At 42.5% G+C, this 14459-nt stretch carries 30 protein-coding genes; all 30 read left to right on the top strand.

The window, feature by feature from the left end; genetic code table 11:
* Positions 1-536, top strand: a 536-nt coding sequence (locus tag H150_RS0112745) for an EF-Tu C-terminal domain-related protein (RefSeq protein ID WP_019959444.1), incomplete at its 5' end; no start/stop codon positions are given.
* 15 nt (positions 537-551) lie between these two features.
* A complete protein-coding gene (gene rpsJ / locus H150_RS0112740) occupies positions 552-863 on the top strand; it encodes a 30S ribosomal protein S10 (RefSeq protein WP_019959443.1) in 312 nt (103 codons plus the stop codon).
* A 155-nt stretch (positions 864-1018) separates the two neighbouring features.
* Positions 1019-1654: a 50S ribosomal protein L3 gene (gene rplC / locus H150_RS0112735; RefSeq protein WP_019959442.1), complete on the top strand. Its 636-nt coding sequence runs from the start codon at positions 1019-1021 to the stop codon at positions 1652-1654.
* The gene (gene rplD, locus H150_RS0112730; RefSeq protein ID WP_019959441.1) at positions 1654-2274 is read left to right on the top strand and encodes a 50S ribosomal protein L4; all 621 of its coding nucleotides are present in this window, start codon (positions 1654-1656) and stop codon (positions 2272-2274) included. Before rplC ends, rplD begins: the two co-directional genes overlap by 1 nt.
* The gene (gene rplW / locus H150_RS0112725) at positions 2271-2582 is read left to right on the top strand and encodes a 50S ribosomal protein L23 (RefSeq protein WP_026353710.1); all 312 of its coding nucleotides are present in this window, start codon (positions 2271-2273) and stop codon (positions 2580-2582) included. Before rplD ends, rplW begins: the two co-directional genes overlap by 4 nt.
* 11 nt (positions 2583-2593) lie before the next feature.
* The gene (gene rplB / locus H150_RS0112720) at positions 2594-3430 is read left to right on the top strand and encodes a 50S ribosomal protein L2 (RefSeq protein WP_019959439.1); all 837 of its coding nucleotides are present in this window, start codon (positions 2594-2596) and stop codon (positions 3428-3430) included.
* A 4-nt stretch (positions 3431-3434) separates the two neighbouring features.
* The gene (gene rpsS, locus H150_RS0112715; RefSeq protein WP_019959438.1) at positions 3435-3710 is read left to right on the top strand and encodes a 30S ribosomal protein S19; all 276 of its coding nucleotides are present in this window, start codon (positions 3435-3437) and stop codon (positions 3708-3710) included.
* Positions 3711-3720: 10 nt separating this feature from the next.
* Positions 3721-4050, top strand: a complete 330-nt coding sequence (gene rplV, locus H150_RS0112710) for a 50S ribosomal protein L22 (protein ID WP_019959437.1) — start codon at positions 3721-3723, stop codon at positions 4048-4050.
* A 9-nt stretch (positions 4051-4059) separates the two neighbouring features.
* Positions 4060-4761 (top strand): 30S ribosomal protein S3, encoded by a 702-nt coding sequence (gene rpsC / locus H150_RS0112705; protein WP_019959436.1) that lies wholly within the window; start codon positions 4060-4062, stop codon positions 4759-4761.
* Positions 4745-5161, top strand: coding sequence for a 50S ribosomal protein L16 (rplP, locus tag H150_RS0112700; RefSeq protein ID WP_019959435.1), 417 nt, complete (start codon positions 4745-4747; stop codon positions 5159-5161). Before rpsC ends, rplP begins: the two co-directional genes overlap by 17 nt.
* Positions 5161-5352, top strand: coding sequence for a 50S ribosomal protein L29 (rpmC, locus tag H150_RS0112695; RefSeq protein ID WP_019959434.1), 192 nt, complete (start codon positions 5161-5163; stop codon positions 5350-5352). Before rplP ends, rpmC begins: the two co-directional genes overlap by 1 nt.
* Positions 5352-5615, top strand: a complete 264-nt coding sequence (rpsQ, locus tag H150_RS0112690; RefSeq protein WP_019959433.1) for a 30S ribosomal protein S17 — start codon at positions 5352-5354, stop codon at positions 5613-5615. The genes rpmC and rpsQ overlap by 1 nt, the downstream gene beginning before the upstream one ends.
* A 183-nt stretch (positions 5616-5798) precedes the next feature.
* Positions 5799-6167, top strand: coding sequence for a 50S ribosomal protein L14 (gene rplN / locus H150_RS0112685; protein ID WP_019959432.1), 369 nt, complete (start codon positions 5799-5801; stop codon positions 6165-6167).
* Between the two features lie 12 nt (positions 6168-6179).
* The gene (gene rplX, locus H150_RS0112680; RefSeq protein ID WP_019959431.1) at positions 6180-6503 is read left to right on the top strand and encodes a 50S ribosomal protein L24; all 324 of its coding nucleotides are present in this window, start codon (positions 6180-6182) and stop codon (positions 6501-6503) included.
* A 15-nt stretch (positions 6504-6518) separates the two neighbouring features.
* A complete protein-coding gene (gene rplE / locus H150_RS0112675; RefSeq protein WP_019959430.1) occupies positions 6519-7058 on the top strand; it encodes a 50S ribosomal protein L5 in 540 nt (179 codons plus the stop codon).
* Between the two features lie 3 nt (positions 7059-7061).
* The gene (gene rpsN, locus H150_RS0112670) at positions 7062-7367 is read left to right on the top strand and encodes a 30S ribosomal protein S14 (RefSeq protein WP_019959429.1); all 306 of its coding nucleotides are present in this window, start codon (positions 7062-7064) and stop codon (positions 7365-7367) included.
* Between the two features lie 18 nt (positions 7368-7385).
* Entirely contained in the window at positions 7386-7778 is a 393-nt protein-coding gene (gene rpsH, locus H150_RS0112665; RefSeq protein WP_019959428.1) for a 30S ribosomal protein S8, read from the top strand.
* A 13-nt stretch (positions 7779-7791) separates the two neighbouring features.
* Positions 7792-8325, top strand: coding sequence for a 50S ribosomal protein L6 (gene rplF, locus H150_RS0112660; protein ID WP_019959427.1), 534 nt, complete (start codon positions 7792-7794; stop codon positions 8323-8325).
* A 14-nt stretch (positions 8326-8339) separates the two neighbouring features.
* A complete protein-coding gene (gene rplR / locus H150_RS0112655) occupies positions 8340-8693 on the top strand; it encodes a 50S ribosomal protein L18 (RefSeq protein WP_019959426.1) in 354 nt (117 codons plus the stop codon).
* A 21-nt stretch (positions 8694-8714) separates the two neighbouring features.
* A complete protein-coding gene (gene rpsE, locus H150_RS0112650) occupies positions 8715-9224 on the top strand; it encodes a 30S ribosomal protein S5 (protein WP_019959425.1) in 510 nt (169 codons plus the stop codon).
* A 1-nt stretch (position 9225) separates the two neighbouring features.
* The gene (gene rpmD / locus H150_RS0112645) at positions 9226-9411 is read left to right on the top strand and encodes a 50S ribosomal protein L30 (protein WP_019959424.1); all 186 of its coding nucleotides are present in this window, start codon (positions 9226-9228) and stop codon (positions 9409-9411) included.
* A gap of 1 nt (position 9412) precedes the next feature.
* Positions 9413-9850 (top strand): 50S ribosomal protein L15, encoded by a 438-nt coding sequence (gene rplO, locus H150_RS0112640; protein ID WP_019959423.1) that lies wholly within the window; start codon positions 9413-9415, stop codon positions 9848-9850.
* A gap of 11 nt (positions 9851-9861) precedes the next feature.
* Positions 9862-11175 (top strand): preprotein translocase subunit SecY, encoded by a 1314-nt coding sequence (gene secY, locus H150_RS0112635; RefSeq protein ID WP_026353709.1) that lies wholly within the window; start codon positions 9862-9864, stop codon positions 11173-11175.
* A gap of 1 nt (position 11176) precedes the next feature.
* Complete coding sequence (infA, locus tag H150_RS0112630; RefSeq protein WP_019959421.1) at positions 11177-11395, top strand: translation initiation factor IF-1; 219 nt, start codon at positions 11177-11179, stop codon at positions 11393-11395.
* 18 nt (positions 11396-11413) lie between these two features.
* A complete protein-coding gene (gene rpmJ / locus H150_RS0112625; RefSeq protein ID WP_003697674.1) occupies positions 11414-11527 on the top strand; it encodes a 50S ribosomal protein L36 in 114 nt (37 codons plus the stop codon).
* A 51-nt stretch (positions 11528-11578) separates the two neighbouring features.
* Entirely contained in the window at positions 11579-11941 is a 363-nt protein-coding gene (gene rpsM / locus H150_RS0112620) for a 30S ribosomal protein S13 (protein WP_019959420.1), read from the top strand.
* A 19-nt stretch (positions 11942-11960) separates the two neighbouring features.
* Entirely contained in the window at positions 11961-12356 is a 396-nt protein-coding gene (gene rpsK, locus H150_RS0112615) for a 30S ribosomal protein S11 (protein ID WP_019959419.1), read from the top strand.
* Between the two features lie 15 nt (positions 12357-12371).
* Positions 12372-12992: a 30S ribosomal protein S4 gene (gene rpsD / locus H150_RS0112610; RefSeq protein ID WP_019959418.1), complete on the top strand. Its 621-nt coding sequence runs from the start codon at positions 12372-12374 to the stop codon at positions 12990-12992.
* Positions 12993-13018: 26 nt separating this feature from the next.
* Positions 13019-14002 carry a DNA-directed RNA polymerase subunit alpha gene (locus tag H150_RS0112605; protein WP_019959417.1) on the top strand — a complete coding sequence of 328 codons (984 nt, stop codon included), beginning with the start codon at positions 13019-13021 and terminating at the stop codon, positions 14000-14002.
* 23 nt (positions 14003-14025) lie between these two features.
* Positions 14026-14406, top strand: a complete 381-nt coding sequence (gene rplQ, locus H150_RS0112600) for a 50S ribosomal protein L17 (protein WP_019959416.1) — start codon at positions 14026-14028, stop codon at positions 14404-14406.
* The last annotated feature ends 53 nt before the right edge of the window (positions 14407-14459 follow it).

Below are 14459 nucleotides of genomic sequence, written 5' to 3'. Positions count from 1 at the left end.
ACGTGTTCTCTATTTCTGGTCGTGGTACTGTTGTGACTGGTCGTATCGAGCGCGGTATCGTTAAAGTTGGTGAAGAGATCGAAATCGTTGGTTTGAAAGACACTGTTAAAACAACTTGTACGGGCGTTGAGATGTTCCGTAAATTGTTGGACGAAGGTCAAGCTGGCGACAACGTAGGTGTATTGTTGCGTGGTACTAAACGTGAAGACGTTGAGCGTGGTCAAGTATTGGCTAAGCCAGGTACTATCAAACCTCACACTACATTTACTGCTGAAGTTTACGTATTGTCTAAAGAAGAGGGTGGCCGTCATACTCCATTCTTCGCTAACTACCGTCCACAGTTCTACTTCCGTACAACTGACGTAACTGGTGCAGTTACTTTGGGTGAAGGCGTGGAAATGGTTATGCCAGGTGAAAACGTGTCAATCACTGTTGAATTGATTGCACCTATCGCTATGGAAGATGGTTTGCGCTTCGCGATTCGTGAAGGTGGTCGTACCGTTGGTGCTGGTGTTGTAGCATCTGTAATCAAATAATTTAGGAATATTGAGATGAAAAACCAAAAAATCCGTATTCGCTTGAAAGCTTATGATTACAGCTTGATCGATCATTCTGCTCAAGAAATCGTTGAGACTGCTAAACGTACTGGTGCTGTGGTTAAAGGTCCAATTCCTTTGCCTACAAAAATCGAACGTTTCAACATCTTGCGTTCTCCTCACGTGAACAAAACTTCTCGTGAACAGTTGGAAATCCGCACTCACTTGCGTTTGATGGATATCGTTGATTGGACTGATAAAACCACAGATGCTTTGATGAAATTGGACTTGCCAGCAGGCGTTGATGTAGAAATCAAAGTGCAATAATTATACAGATTTGCAATATTTTAATTTAAAACATTGATTTAAGTTGAAGTGTTGTAGTATGATTGCGGACTCAGCAATTATTTATAACTTGCTGAGTTCGTTTTTTATACATTAGCCAATCAATCGTAATTGGTGCCTTTAATTAAGGAATAAACATGAGTTTAGGTCTGGTAGGGCGCAAAGTAGGCATGACTCGCGTGTTCGACGAACAGGGTGCATCTGTTCCAGTAACCGTGTTGGAAATGACTGCTAACCGCGTCACTCAGGTTAAAACCAAAGACACAGACGGCTACGAAGCTGTTCAAGTGACTTTTGGTTCAAAAAAAGCGAATCGTGTTAACAAAACAGAAGCTGGTCACTTTGCAAAAGCAGGTGTTGAAGCTGGTTCTGGTTTGATCGAATTCGCAATCGAAGCTGGTGAATTGAAAGCTGGCGACGTTATTGAAGTATCGATGTTTGAAGCTGGTCAGTTGGTTGATATCACTGGCACTTCTAAAGGTAAAGGCTTTGCCGGTACCATCAAACGTCATAATTTTGATTCTCAACGTACTTCTCACGGTAACTCACGTTCTCACCGTGTACCAGGCTCTATCGGCCAAGCACAAGACCCAGGTCGCGTGTTTAAAGGCAAGCGCATGGCTGGCCAATATGGTAACACTAAATCAACTGTACAAAACTTAGTGGTTGTACGTGTTGATGCAGAACGCAACTTACTGTTGGTAAAAGGTGCAGTACCTGGCTCGATTAACAGCGATGTCGTGGTGCGTCCTAGTGTGAAAGCGGGTGCGTAATGGAATTGAAATTAATCAACGCTAACGGCGAAGTTGCGGGCAATGTGGCTGCTTCTGATGCTTTGTTTGGTCGTGAATACAACGAAGCTTTGGTACACCAATTGGTGACTGCTTACTTGGCGAATGCTCGTTCAGGTAACCGTGCACAAAAAACCCGTGCTGAAGTAAATCACTCTACTAAAAAACCTTGGCGTCAAAAAGGTACCGGTCGCGCGCGTTCTGGTATGACTTCGTCTCCAATCTGGCGTAAAGGTGGCCGTGCGTTCCCTAACAAACCTGATGAGAACTTCACTCAAAAAGTGAACCGCAAAATGTTCCGCGCTGGTATCGCGACTATTTTGTCTCAATTGGTGCGTGATGATCGCTTGGTAGTAGTTGAAGATTTGACTGTTGATTCTCCAAAAACCAAAGCTTTCGCTGAACAAGTGAAAAATATGGGTTTGGAACAAGTGTTGTTCTTGACTACACAATTGGATGAAAACGTATTTTTATCTAGTCGCAACTTGCACAATGTTTTGGTTTTAGAAGCTCATCAAGCTGATCCTTATAGCTTATTGCGCTTTAAGAAAGTTGTGTTGACTAAAGCAGCAGTTGCACAATTAGAGGAGCAATGGGCATGAATCAAGAACGTTTAATGAAAGTGATTCTGGCACCTGTTGTTTCAGAAAAAAGCAATATGATTGCTGAAAAACGCAATCAAATGACTTTTAAAGTGTTGCCTAATGCAACCAAAACTGAAATCAAAGCAGCTGTTGAATTGTTGTTCAGTGTTCAAGTGGCTTCTGTGACTACCACGACTACTAAAGGCAAGAAAAAACGCTTTGGCAGTTCTTTTGGTAAACGCAGCGACGTGAAAAAAGCGTATGTTAGCTTGGTTGAAGGTCAGCAATTAGACTTAGAAACCGCAGCAGCCGCTTCTGCAGAATAAGGAAAAGTGAAATGGCTATTGTTAAAATGAAGCCGACTTCTGCTGGCCGTCGCGGCATGGTCCGTGTAGTCACTGAAGGTCTGCACAAAGGCGCTCCTTACGCTCCTTTGTTAGAAAAACAAAACTCTACCGCTGGTCGTAACAACGGTGGTCGTATTACTACTCGTCATAAAGGTGGTGGTCACAAACATCATTACCGTATGATTGACTTCAAACGTAACAGCAAGGACGGTATTCCGGCAACTGTTGAACGTATTGAATACGATCCAAACCGCACTGCGCACATCGCTTTGTTGTGCTATGCAGACGGTGAACGTCGTTACATCATCGCTCCACGTGGTTTGAAAGCTGGTGCACAAGTTGTTTCTGGTGCTGAGTCTGCGATTAAAGTAGGTAATACTTTACCTATTCGCAACATCCCAGTTGGTACTACCATCCACTGTATCGAAATGAAACCAGGTAAAGGCGCGCAAATTGCTCGCTCCGCTGGTACTTCAGCGATGTTGTTGGCTCGTGAAGGCATTTACGCTCAATTGCGTTTGCGTTCAGGCGAAATCCGAAAAATTCACGTTGATTGCCGTGCAACCATCGGTGAAGTGGGTAACGAAGAGCAAAGCTTGAAGAAAATCGGTAAAGCTGGTGCTAATCGCTGGAAAGGCATTCGTCCTACCGTACGCGGTGTGGTAATGAATCCAGTAGATCACCCACACGGTGGTGGTGAAGGTCGTACCGGTGAAGGTCGTGAGCCAGTTAGCCCATGGGGTACTCCAGCTAAAGGCTACCGCACCCGTAGCAACAAACGCACGAATAACATGATTGTTCGTCGCCGCTTTTCAAATAAAGGGTAATTAGATGGCACGTTCATTGAAAAAAGGTCCTTATGTAGACCTGCACTTGCTGAAAAAAGTTGATACAGCACGTGCAACCAGCGACAAGCGTCCAATCAAAACTTGGTCTCGTCGCTCTACTATCTTGCCTGACTTTATTGGTTTGACCATTGCTGTACACAACGGCCGTACTCACGTGCCTGTTTACATCAGCGACAACATGGTTGGTCACAAATTGGGCGAATTCGCGTTCACTCGCACTTTTAAAGGCCATTTGGCTGATAAAAAAGCTAAGAAATAAGGAGTGAATGATGAAAGTATCTGCACAACATAAAAATGCACGTATTTCTGCGCAAAAAGCTCGCTTAATTGCTGACTTGATTCGCGGTAAAGATGTTGCTTCTGCTTTGACTATTTTGCAATTTGCGCCGCAAAAAGCAGCTGAGTTGACTTATAAAGTATTGGGCTCTGCAATTGCCAATGCTGAACACAACGAAGGTGCTGACATCGATGAATTGAAAGTGGTTGAAATTTTCGTTGACAAAGGCCCAAGCTTGAAACGTTTCTCAGCTCGTGCTAAAGGTCGCGGTAACCGCATTGAAAAACAAACTTGTCACATCACTGTGACCGTTGGTAACTAAGGAAAAACAATGGGACAAAAAATCAACCCAACTGGTTTCCGATTAGCGGTGAACAAAGATTGGTCTTCAAAATGGTTTGCTAAAACTAGCGAGTTTCCAACTGTTTTGAAACAAGATATCGACGTTCGCAACTACTTGCAAAAACGTTTGAAAAATGCTTCAGTTGGTCGCATCGTGATTGAGCGCCCTGCTAAGTCAGCAAAAATTACCATTTTCACTGCCCGTCCAGGTATCGTGATTGGTAAAAAAGGCGAAGACATTGAAGTGTTGAAACGTGACTTGCAAAATTTATTGGGTTTGCCAGTTCATGTGAACATTGAAGAAATTCGCAAGCCTGAGTTGGATGCAAAAATCATTGCTGACAATATTGCTAGCCAATTGGAAAAACGTGTAATGTTCCGTCGTGCCATGAAACGCTCTATGCAAAATGCAATGCGTGCTGGTGCGAAAGGTATCAAAATCATGTCTTCAGGTCGCTTGAATGGTATCGATATCGCTCGTAGCGAATGGTATCGTGAAGGCCGAGTGCCTTTGCATACTTTACGTGCTGACGTTGATTATGCAACAAGTGAAGCGTTGACTACCTACGGTATCATTGGCATTAAAGTTTGGGTTTACAAAGGTGAAGCTGGTTCTCAACCACAAGTAGCTGCAAAACCTGAAGAAAAGAAAAACGGAAAGGCAGGTCGTCGAAATGCTGCAGCCAACTAGACTGAAATATCGTAAACAACACAAAGGTCGTAACACTGGTGTTGCGACTCGTGGTAACAAAGTAAGCTTTGGTGATTTCGGTTTGAAAGCAACTGGCCGTGGTCGTTTGACTGCACGTCAGATCGAAGCTGCTCGTCGTGCGATGACCCGTCATATTAAACGTGGTGGTCGTATTTGGATCCGTGTTTTCCCAGACAAACCAATTACTGAAAAACCTGCTGAAGTTCGTATGGGTGGCGGTAAAGGTTCTCCAGAGTACTGGGTAGCGGAAATTCAACCAGGTAAAATGCTGTACGAAATGGATGGCGTGTCAGAAGAGTTGGCTCGTGAAGCATTCGAATTGGCAGCAGCAAAATTGCCTATTTCTACTGTTTTTGTAGTTAGACAGGTAGGTCAATAATGAGTGCTAAAAATTTACACGACAAATCTGTTGAGCAATTAAATGAAGAATTGATGAGTTTGTTGAAAGCTCAGTTCGGTTTGCGTATGCAAGCTGCAACGAATCAATTGCAAAAAACCAGCGAAATTAAAAAAACTCGCCGTGAAATTGCTCGTATTAAAACCATTTTGAGCCAAAAGGTTGGTCAATAATGAGCGAAAAGAAAAATGTTCGTACATTAACCGGTAAAGTGGTTAGTGACAAAATGGACAAAACCGTTGTTGTTTTGGTTGAGCGTAAAGTGAAACACCCTTTGTACGGTAAAGTAATTCGCCGTTCAAACAAGTTTCATGCTCATGATGAAAACAATGAGTATGCGGTTGGTGACGTGGTAACGATTGCAGAATCGCGCCCATTGTCTAAAACCAAAACTTGGGTTGTTGCCACTTTGGTGGAAAAAAACAACACCATTTAAGTTTTAGGTGCTATCAAGAGGCGAATACTTGCTTAAATCAAAAGATTAGGGTAAGATTCGCTTCTTATAGTTTTGTCTATCCCTTCGGGATCCAAGACTGGTTCATCTAAACCCTTATTGGGTGCTCAAGCAAATGGCTTGATAGATTGTTGAATTAAGTTGGGTATATAAAGGTAATCTACAATGATACAAATGCAGACCATGCTTGATGTGGCTGATAACTCTGGTGCGCGCCGTGTAATGTGCATCAAAGTTTTGGGTGGCTCTAAACGCCGCTACGCTACTGTTGGCGACATCATTAAAGTGACTGTTAAAGATGCGGCGCCTCGTGGCCGTGTTAAAAAAGGTGACGTTTACAATGCAGTGGTAGTTCGTACTGCTAAAGGTGTTCGTCGTGCTGATGGCGCGTTGATCAAATTTGATAACAATGCAGCAGTTATCTTGAACAACAAATTAGAGCCAATGGGTACTCGTATTTTTGGCCCAGTAACACGTGAATTGCGTAACGAACGCTTCATGAAAATCGTTTCATTAGCGCCTGAAGTGTTATAAGAAGGATTTATCATGGCTAAAATTAAATCAGGTGATCAAGTTATTGTGATCACAGGCAAGAACAAAGGCGCTACTGGTAAAGTTTTGCGTGTTTTGGATGGTAAAGTAGTGGTTGAAGGTGTTAACGTTGTTAAACGTCACCAAAAACCTAATCCAATGCGCGGCGTTGAAGGTGGTATCGTTTCTAAAAACGCACCAATCAATGTTTCAAATGTAGCGATTTTTAATCCTGAAACCAAAAAAGCTGATCGCGTTGGTATCAAATTAGTTGAGACTGAAGGCAAAGTTAAACGCGTTCGCGTGTTTAAGTCTAACGGCGCTCAAATTGACGCGTAATAAGGTGAGATAAAAATGGCACGTTTAAGCGACTTTTACAAAGAAACCGTGGTTCCAGAGTTGATGAAACAATTCAACTACGAATCTGTAATGCAAGTACCACGCATTGAAAAAATCACCTTGAACATGGGTGTTGGTGAGGCTGTTGCAGATAAAAAAGTAATGGATCACGCTGTTTCTGATTTGGAAAAAATTGCTGGTCAAAAACCAGTTGTAACTTTGGCTCGCAAGTCAATCGCGGGTTTCAAAATCCGTGATAACTACCCAGTGGGTTGTAAAGTGACTTTGCGTCGCGAACGCATGTTTGAATTCTTGGATCGTTTGATTACCATCTCTTTGCCTCGCGTGCGTGACTTCCGTGGTGTGAATGGTAAATCATTTGATGGTAGCGGTAACTTCAACATGGGTGTACGCGAACAAATCATTTTCCCTGAAATTGAATATGACAAAATCGATGCATTGCGTGGTTTGAATATTACGATTACTACTACTGCACAAACTGATGAAGAAGCGAAAGCTTTGTTGTCATTGTTCAAATTCCCATTTAAAGGTTAATTCATGGCTAAGAAAGCACTAATTAATCGTGAATCAAAACGTGAAGCATTGGCTATTAAATATGCTGCTAAACGTGAAGCGATTTTCGCTGTCATTAATGACGAAAGCGCTACTGCGGAAGAACGTTTTGAAGCTCGTTTAAAATTCCAAAGCATTCCTCGTAATGCAATGCCAGTTCGCCAACGTCGTCGTTGTGCATTGACTGGTCGCCCTCGTGGCACTTTCCGTAAATTTGGTTTGGCTCGTACCAAGGTTCGCGAAATCGCAATGCGTGGCGAAATTCCTGGTGTGATTAAATCAAGTTGGTAATGAATGAGGGCTTAAGATATGAGTATGCATGATCCGATTTCTGATATGTTGACCCGCATTCGCAACGCTCAACGTGTAAATAAAAACACGGTTGCAATGCCATCTTCAAAAATCAAAACTGCTATTGCGCAAGTTTTGAAAGAAGAAGGTTACATTGAAGATTACAGCGTTGCTGGTGAAGTTAAAGCAACCTTAGAAATTCAATTGAAGTATTACGCAGGTCGTCCTGTAATCGAGCACATTCAACGTGTTTCTCGCCCAGGCTTGCGCGTATACAAAGCGGCTAACGAAATTCCTTCAGTAATGAATGGTTTAGGCGTGGCTATTGTTAGCACCTCTAAAGGTGTAATGACTGATCGTAAAGCACGTGCCAACAGTGTTGGTGGCGAATTGCTTTGCGTAGTAGCATAAGGAGTGTTGTTTAATGTCTCGCGTTGCTAAAAGTCCAGTTGTTATCCCTGCTGGTGTAGAAGTAAAGTTTGGTACTGAAGTTTTGACTATCTCTGGCAAAAATGGCGAATTGTCATTGCCTTTGTCTCAAGACGTAAACATTGCTTTGGAAGAAGGTCAATTGACTTTCACTCCTAATAATGACAGCAAACATGCTGGCGCCATGTCAGGCACTTTACGTGCTTTGGTAAACAACATGGTTAAAGGTGTTGCTGAAGGTTTTGAGAAGAAATTGCAATTGATTGGCGTGGGTTACCGCGCGCAAGCTCAAGGTCAAATCTTGAACTTGTCATTGGGTTTCTCTCATCCTGTTGCTTATGAATTGCCAGAAGGCGTAACTGCGGTTACTCCATCTCAAACTGAAATTGTTATTTCTGGTGCTGACAAGCAAAAAGTTGGTCAAGTAGCTGCCGAAGTTCGTGGTTATCGTCCTCCTGAGCCTTATAAAGGCAAAGGTGTTCGTTATGCAGACGAAAAAGTGGTTATTAAAGAGACTAAGAAAAAATAATTGAGGCTCGATAAATGAATAAAAAAGTTGCAAGACTCCGCCGTGCACGTAAAACCCGTGCCAAAATTGCGGGCTTAGGTATTGAAAGATTGAGTGTTTATCGTTCAAACAATCACATTTATGCCCAAATTATCTCTGCTGAAGGCGACAAAGTGTTGGCTCAAGCATCTACAGTTGAAACTGCAGTACGTGGCGACTTGAAATCAGGTAGCTCTGTTGAAGCAGCTCAATTGGTTGGTAAACGCATTGCAGAAGCAGCTAAAGCTGCTGGTGTTGAAAAAGTTGCGTTTGACCGTGCTGGTTTCAAATACCATGGTCGTGTAAAAGCATTGGCCGATGCTGCCCGTGAAAACGGTCTCAGTTTCTAATAGTAAGTTTGGAGTTTACAAATGGCAAAACACGAAATTGACGATCGCGGCGATGGCTTAATTGAAAAGATGGTCGCAGTCAACCGCGTGACTAAAGTGGTTAAAGGTGGCCGTATTATGGCTTTCTCAGCACTAACAGTAGTTGGTGATGGTGATGGTCGTATTGGCATGGGTAAAGGTAAATCTAAAGAAGTACCTGTTGCCGTTCAAAAAGCAATGGATCAAGCTCGTCGCAACATGATCAAAGTACCTTTAAATGGTACAACCATTCACCACGCAGTGGTTGGTAAACATGGCGCTACTAAAGTGTTCATGCAACCTGCTAAAGAAGGTAATGGTGTGAAAGCTGGTGGTCCTATGCGTTTGGTATTTGATGCTATGGGTATCCATAACATCTCTGCTAAAGTACATGGTTCTACTAACCCTTACAACATTGTTCGTGCTACTTTGGATGGCTTGAGCAAATTGTATACACCTTCAGATATTGCTGCTAAACGTGGCTTAACTGTTGATGAAATTTTAGGTGAATAAGATGACTGAGACTAAAAAAATCAAAGTCACTTTGGCTAAAAGCTTAATTGGCTGTATCGAAAAACACCGTGCTTGTGCACGTGGTTTGGGTTTGCGTCACCGCGAACATACTGTAGAAGTGTTAGACACTCCAGAAAACCGCGGCATGATCAACAAAATTTCTTATTTGTTGAAAGTGGAGGATTAAGATGCAATTAAATACCATTAAGCCAGCTGAAGGTGCTACTCACTACGCTCGTCGCGTAGGTCGTGGTATTGGTTCAGGTTTAGGTAAAACTTGTGGTCGTGGTCATAAAGGCCAAAAAAGCCGTAAAGGTGGCTTCCATAAAGTAGGTTTTGAAGGCGGTCAAATGCCTTTGCAACGCCGTTTGCCTAAACGTGGTTTCCGTTCAGTAACTGCTAAGTTTAACGACGAAATCACTTTGTCACAATTGAACAATTTGCCAGTTAGTGAAGTTGATTTGTTGGCTTTGAAACAAGCTCAAATCATTTCTCAAAATGCTAAAGTAGTAAAAGTTATTGGTACAGGTCAAATTGAACGTGCAGTTCAATTAGGTGCTGGTATCAAAGCGACTGCTTCTGCTAAAGTGGCGATTGAAGCTGCTGGCGGCAAATTGTCTGATTAAGGTCTATATTGATGGCAAACCCAAAAAACTCTGGTTCTACTAAGTTTGCCGACCTGAAACAACGCATCTTTTTTTTAATAGGTGCGTTGGTAGTTTTTAGGATCGGTGCTCATATCCCTGTACCCGGTATCGATGCGTCTACCTTAACTCAATTGTTTAATAGTGCCAATAATGGTTTACTTGGCATGTTGAACATGTTTGCAGGTGGCTCATTGGAGCGGTTCTCTATTTTTGCCATTGGCATTATGCCTTATATTTCAGCATCAATTATTATACAATTGGCTTCTGAAATGGTTCCTTCTTTAAAAGAACTCAAAAAAGATGGTGAGGCAGGGAAGCGTAAAATTACCAAGTACACGCGTTACGCCACAGTACTTTTGGCAACAGCGCAAGCATTTGGTACAGCAGTATTTTTGTATAATCAGCCAGGTATGGTTGTTACTCCGAAGATCGAGTTTTTTGTATCGACCATTATTTGCTTGGTAACAGGCACTATGTTCTTGATGTGGTTGGGTGAGCAAATCACTGAACGTGGCATCGGTAACGGTATTTCCTTAATTATCTGCGCAGGTATTGCCGCAGGTATTCCAGCTGGTATCAGTCAATTATTGACTTTGATTAGTCAGGGTTCAATGAGCTGGTTCACAGCGTTGTTAATTGTAGTTGGTGCGTTGGCATTGGTATATGCTGTAGTATTTGTAGAGAGTGCCCAGCGTAAAGTAAAAGTAGAATATGCAAAACGCCAAGTAGGCAATAAAGTCACTCAAGGTCAATCGACCTTTATGCCATTTAAGTTAAATATGGCTGGTGTGATTCCTCCTATTTTTGCGTCTAGTATTATTTTGTTTCCAACCACAATTTTAAGTTGGTTCGGTGCAGATGATCAGTTATCTTGGTTTGGTAAAGTAGCGGGCTATTTACAACATGGCCAGCCTCTATTTATCATTTTCTTTGCTTGTGCCATCATATTCTTTTGTTATTTTTACACGGCTTTGGTATTCAGCCCGCGTGAAATGGCAGAGAATCTGAAAAAGAGTGGTGCGTTTATCCCAGGTATTCGCCCAGGCCAACAAACATCTGCATATTTAGAAAAAGTAGTACTCAATTTGACATTCTTTGGTGCAATTTATATTGCTATTGTGTGTTTGATTCCTGAGTTTTTGACTAGCGCAGTTAATGTGCCGTTTTACTTAGGTGGTACTTCTTTGTTAATTATGGTGGTTGTGACCATGGACTTTAGAACACAAATTGCGTCTTATGTCATGAGCAGCCAGTACGATAGTTTGATGAAACGCTCGCAAGAGCGTTTGGGTGGTAAGCGATAAAATGGCTAAAGAAGATACGATACAAATGCAAGGTGAAGTGTTGGAGATGTTACCCAACGCAACCTTTAAAGTGAAATTGGAAAATGACCATGTGGTATTGGGTCATATTTCAGGTAAAATGCGTATGCATTATATTCGGATTTCTCCTGGTGACAAAGTTACTGTGGAGATGACTCCTTATGATTTAAGTCGTGCGCGAATAGTATTTAGAACCAAATAGTGCGAAAGGATTCATCAGATGCGTGTTCAGCCTTCTGTGAAAAAGATTTGTCGTAATTGTAAAATCATTCGACGTAATCGCGTGGTACGTGTAATTTGCACAGACCCACGTCACAAACAACGTCAAGGTTAATTTTTTAAACCTTTTCTGATATAATAGGCAAATTTGCCTTAAGGAATAACTATGGCTCGTATTGCTGGGGTTAACATCCCTAACAACGCCCATATCGTAATTGGCTTGCAAGCCATCTATGGTATTGGTTTGACTCGTGCCCAATTGATCTGTGATCAAGCAGGCATTGCTACTACTACTAAAGTAAAAGATTTGACTGAAGAGCAGTTGGATGTTTTGCGTGAGAAAGTAGCTCAATTTGAAGTTGAAGGTGACTTGCGTCGTGAAGTGACTATGAACATCAAACGTTTGATGGACATGGGTTGCTATCGTGGTATGCGTCATCGTCGCGGCTTACCTTGCCGTGGTCAACGCACTCGCACCAATGCTCGTACCCGTAAAGGTCCGCGTAAAGCGATTGCCGGTAAGAAATAATTAAAAGGAATTAATTAGAATGGCTAAAGCAAACACAGCTACGCGTGTGCGCAAAAAAATACGTAAAACCGTATCTGAAGGCATCGTGCACGTTCACGCATCTTTCAACAATACGATTATTACCATCACAGATCGTCAAGGCAATGCGTTATCTTGGGCTACCTCTGGCGGTGCTGGTTTTAAAGGTTCACGTAAAAGCACACCATTTGCAGCACAGGTTGCTGCAGAAGCAGCTGGTAAAGTTGCCCAAGAGTATGGTGTTAAAAACTTGGAAGTTCGTATCAAAGGCCCTGGCCCTGGTCGCGAATCTTCAGTACGTGCACTGAATGCTCTTGGATTCAAAATTACCAGCATTTCTGATGTGACGCCTATTCCGCACAACGGATGCCGTCCACCGAAAAAACGTCGAATTTAATCCGGAGTTGTAAGTATGGCACGTTATATTGGCCCTAAATGTAAATTAGCTCGTCGTGAAGGCAGCGACCTGTATTTGAAGAGCGCTCGTCGCTCTATCGATTCTAAATGTAAAATTGACACAGCACCTGGTCAACACGGTGCTAAACGTGGTCGCTTGTCTGACTACGGTTTGCAATTGCGCGAAAAACAAAAAATTCGTCGCATTTATGGCATCTTGGAAGGTCAATTCCGTCGTTACTTTGCTGAAGCTGAACGTCGCAAAGGTTCAACTGGCGAATTGTTGTTGCAATTGTTGGAATCTCGTTTGGACAACGTGGTATTCCGCATGGGTTTTGGTTCTACCCGTGCTGAAGCACGTCAATTGGTTTCACACAAAGCCATCGTTGTTAATGGCCAAGTAGTTAACATTGCTTCTTACCAAGTTAAAGCTGGTGATGTAGTGTCTGTTCGCGAAAAAGCTAAAAAACAAGTTCGTATTCAAGAAGCTTTGGCATTGGCAACTCAAATCGGCTTGCCAAGCTGGGTGAGCGTCGACGCACAAAAATTAGAAGGTACATTTAAAAATGTTCCTGACCGTTCTGAATTGTCTGCTGACATTAAAGAACAATTAGTCGTTGAGTTCTACTCTAAATAATAGCTAGATTGTTGAGGAATTGCTTAATGCAAAGCAACGCATCTGAATTTTTAAAGCCGCGTACGATCGAAGTAGAAACACTTTCGGCTACACGTGCTAAAGTGTCTATGGAGCCGTTTGAACGCGGTTTCGGACATACGTTGGGTAATGCATTACGTCGAATCTTGCTTTCTTCCATGAATGGTGCAACACCGACGGAGGTTTCTATCGCCGGTGTTTTGCATGAGTACTCCACCATTGATGGTGTGCAAGAAGATGTAGTTGATATTTTGCTGAACCTGAAAGGTGTGGTTTTCAAATTACACAGCCGTCAACAAGTAGTTTTGAAATTGCAAAAAAACGGTGAAGGCGTAGTAACTGCTGGTGATATTGAATTGTCACATGATGTTGAGGTGTTAAACCCTGAACATGTGATTTGTCATTTGTCATCAAATGGCGCTATCGATATGCACATTAAAGTGGATGTTGGTCGTGGCTATCAATCAGTTGCAGGTCGTCGTAATCGTGATGACAATCAAGAAATCGGTGCCATCCAATTGGATGCAAGTTTCTCACCAGTAAGTCGCGTCAGCTTTGACGTTGAATCTGCTCGTGTGGAACAGCGTACTGATTTGGACCGTTTGGTATTGGATATTGATACCAATGGCTCTATCGATCCTGAGCAAGCAGTACGCAGTGCAGCTCGTATCTTGATCGACCAATTGTCAATTTTTGCTGATTTACAAGGTACTCCTGTTGAGGAAGTAGTTGAAAAAGCACCTCCAGTAGATCCAATTCTATTGCGTCCTGTAGACGATTTGGAATTGACAGTTCGCTCTGCAAACTGCTTAAAAGCGGAAGATATCTACTATATCGGCGATTTGATTCAACGCACAGAAACAGAATTGCTGAAAACACCTAACTTAGGTCGTAAGTCTTTGAATGAAATCAAAGAAGTACTTGCGTCCAAAGGTTTGACCTTGGGTTCTAAACTTGAGTCTTGGCCACCAGCCGGCTTAGAGAAGCCCTAAGTTGACTTTTAAAGGATTATGACATGCGTCATCGTAATGCTAACCGAAAATTAAACCGTACCAGCAGTCATCGTAAAGCGATGTTGCAAAATATGGCTAATTCTTTGGTGACTCACGAGTCTATCGTGACCACTTTGCCTAAGGCTAAAGAATTGCGCCGTGTGGTTGAGCCTTTGATTACATTGGGCAAAAAACCTTCATTGGCTAACCGCCGCTTGGCGTTTGACCGTACTCGTGATCGTGATGTAGTAGTGAAATTGTTTGGTGACTTAGGTCCTCGTTTCGCTAACCGTAATGGTGGCTACGTACGCATCTTGAAATGCGGTTTCCGCAAAGGTGACAATGCGCCTATGGCTTTGGTTGAATTGGTTGAAGGACCAGTTCAAGCACAAGCAGCTGAGTAATCAGTCTTGGTAAACAAAAACCAACCCTTTAACCGGGTTGGTTTTTGTTTTGT

This window comes from Vitreoscilla stercoraria DSM 513 (genome assembly GCF_000382305.1).
Classification (GTDB): domain Bacteria; phylum Pseudomonadota; class Gammaproteobacteria; order Burkholderiales; family Neisseriaceae; genus Vitreoscilla; species Vitreoscilla stercoraria.
The sequence above is the reverse complement of the archived record's forward strand: the minus strand, read 5'-3'. Positions and strand labels throughout refer to the sequence as shown.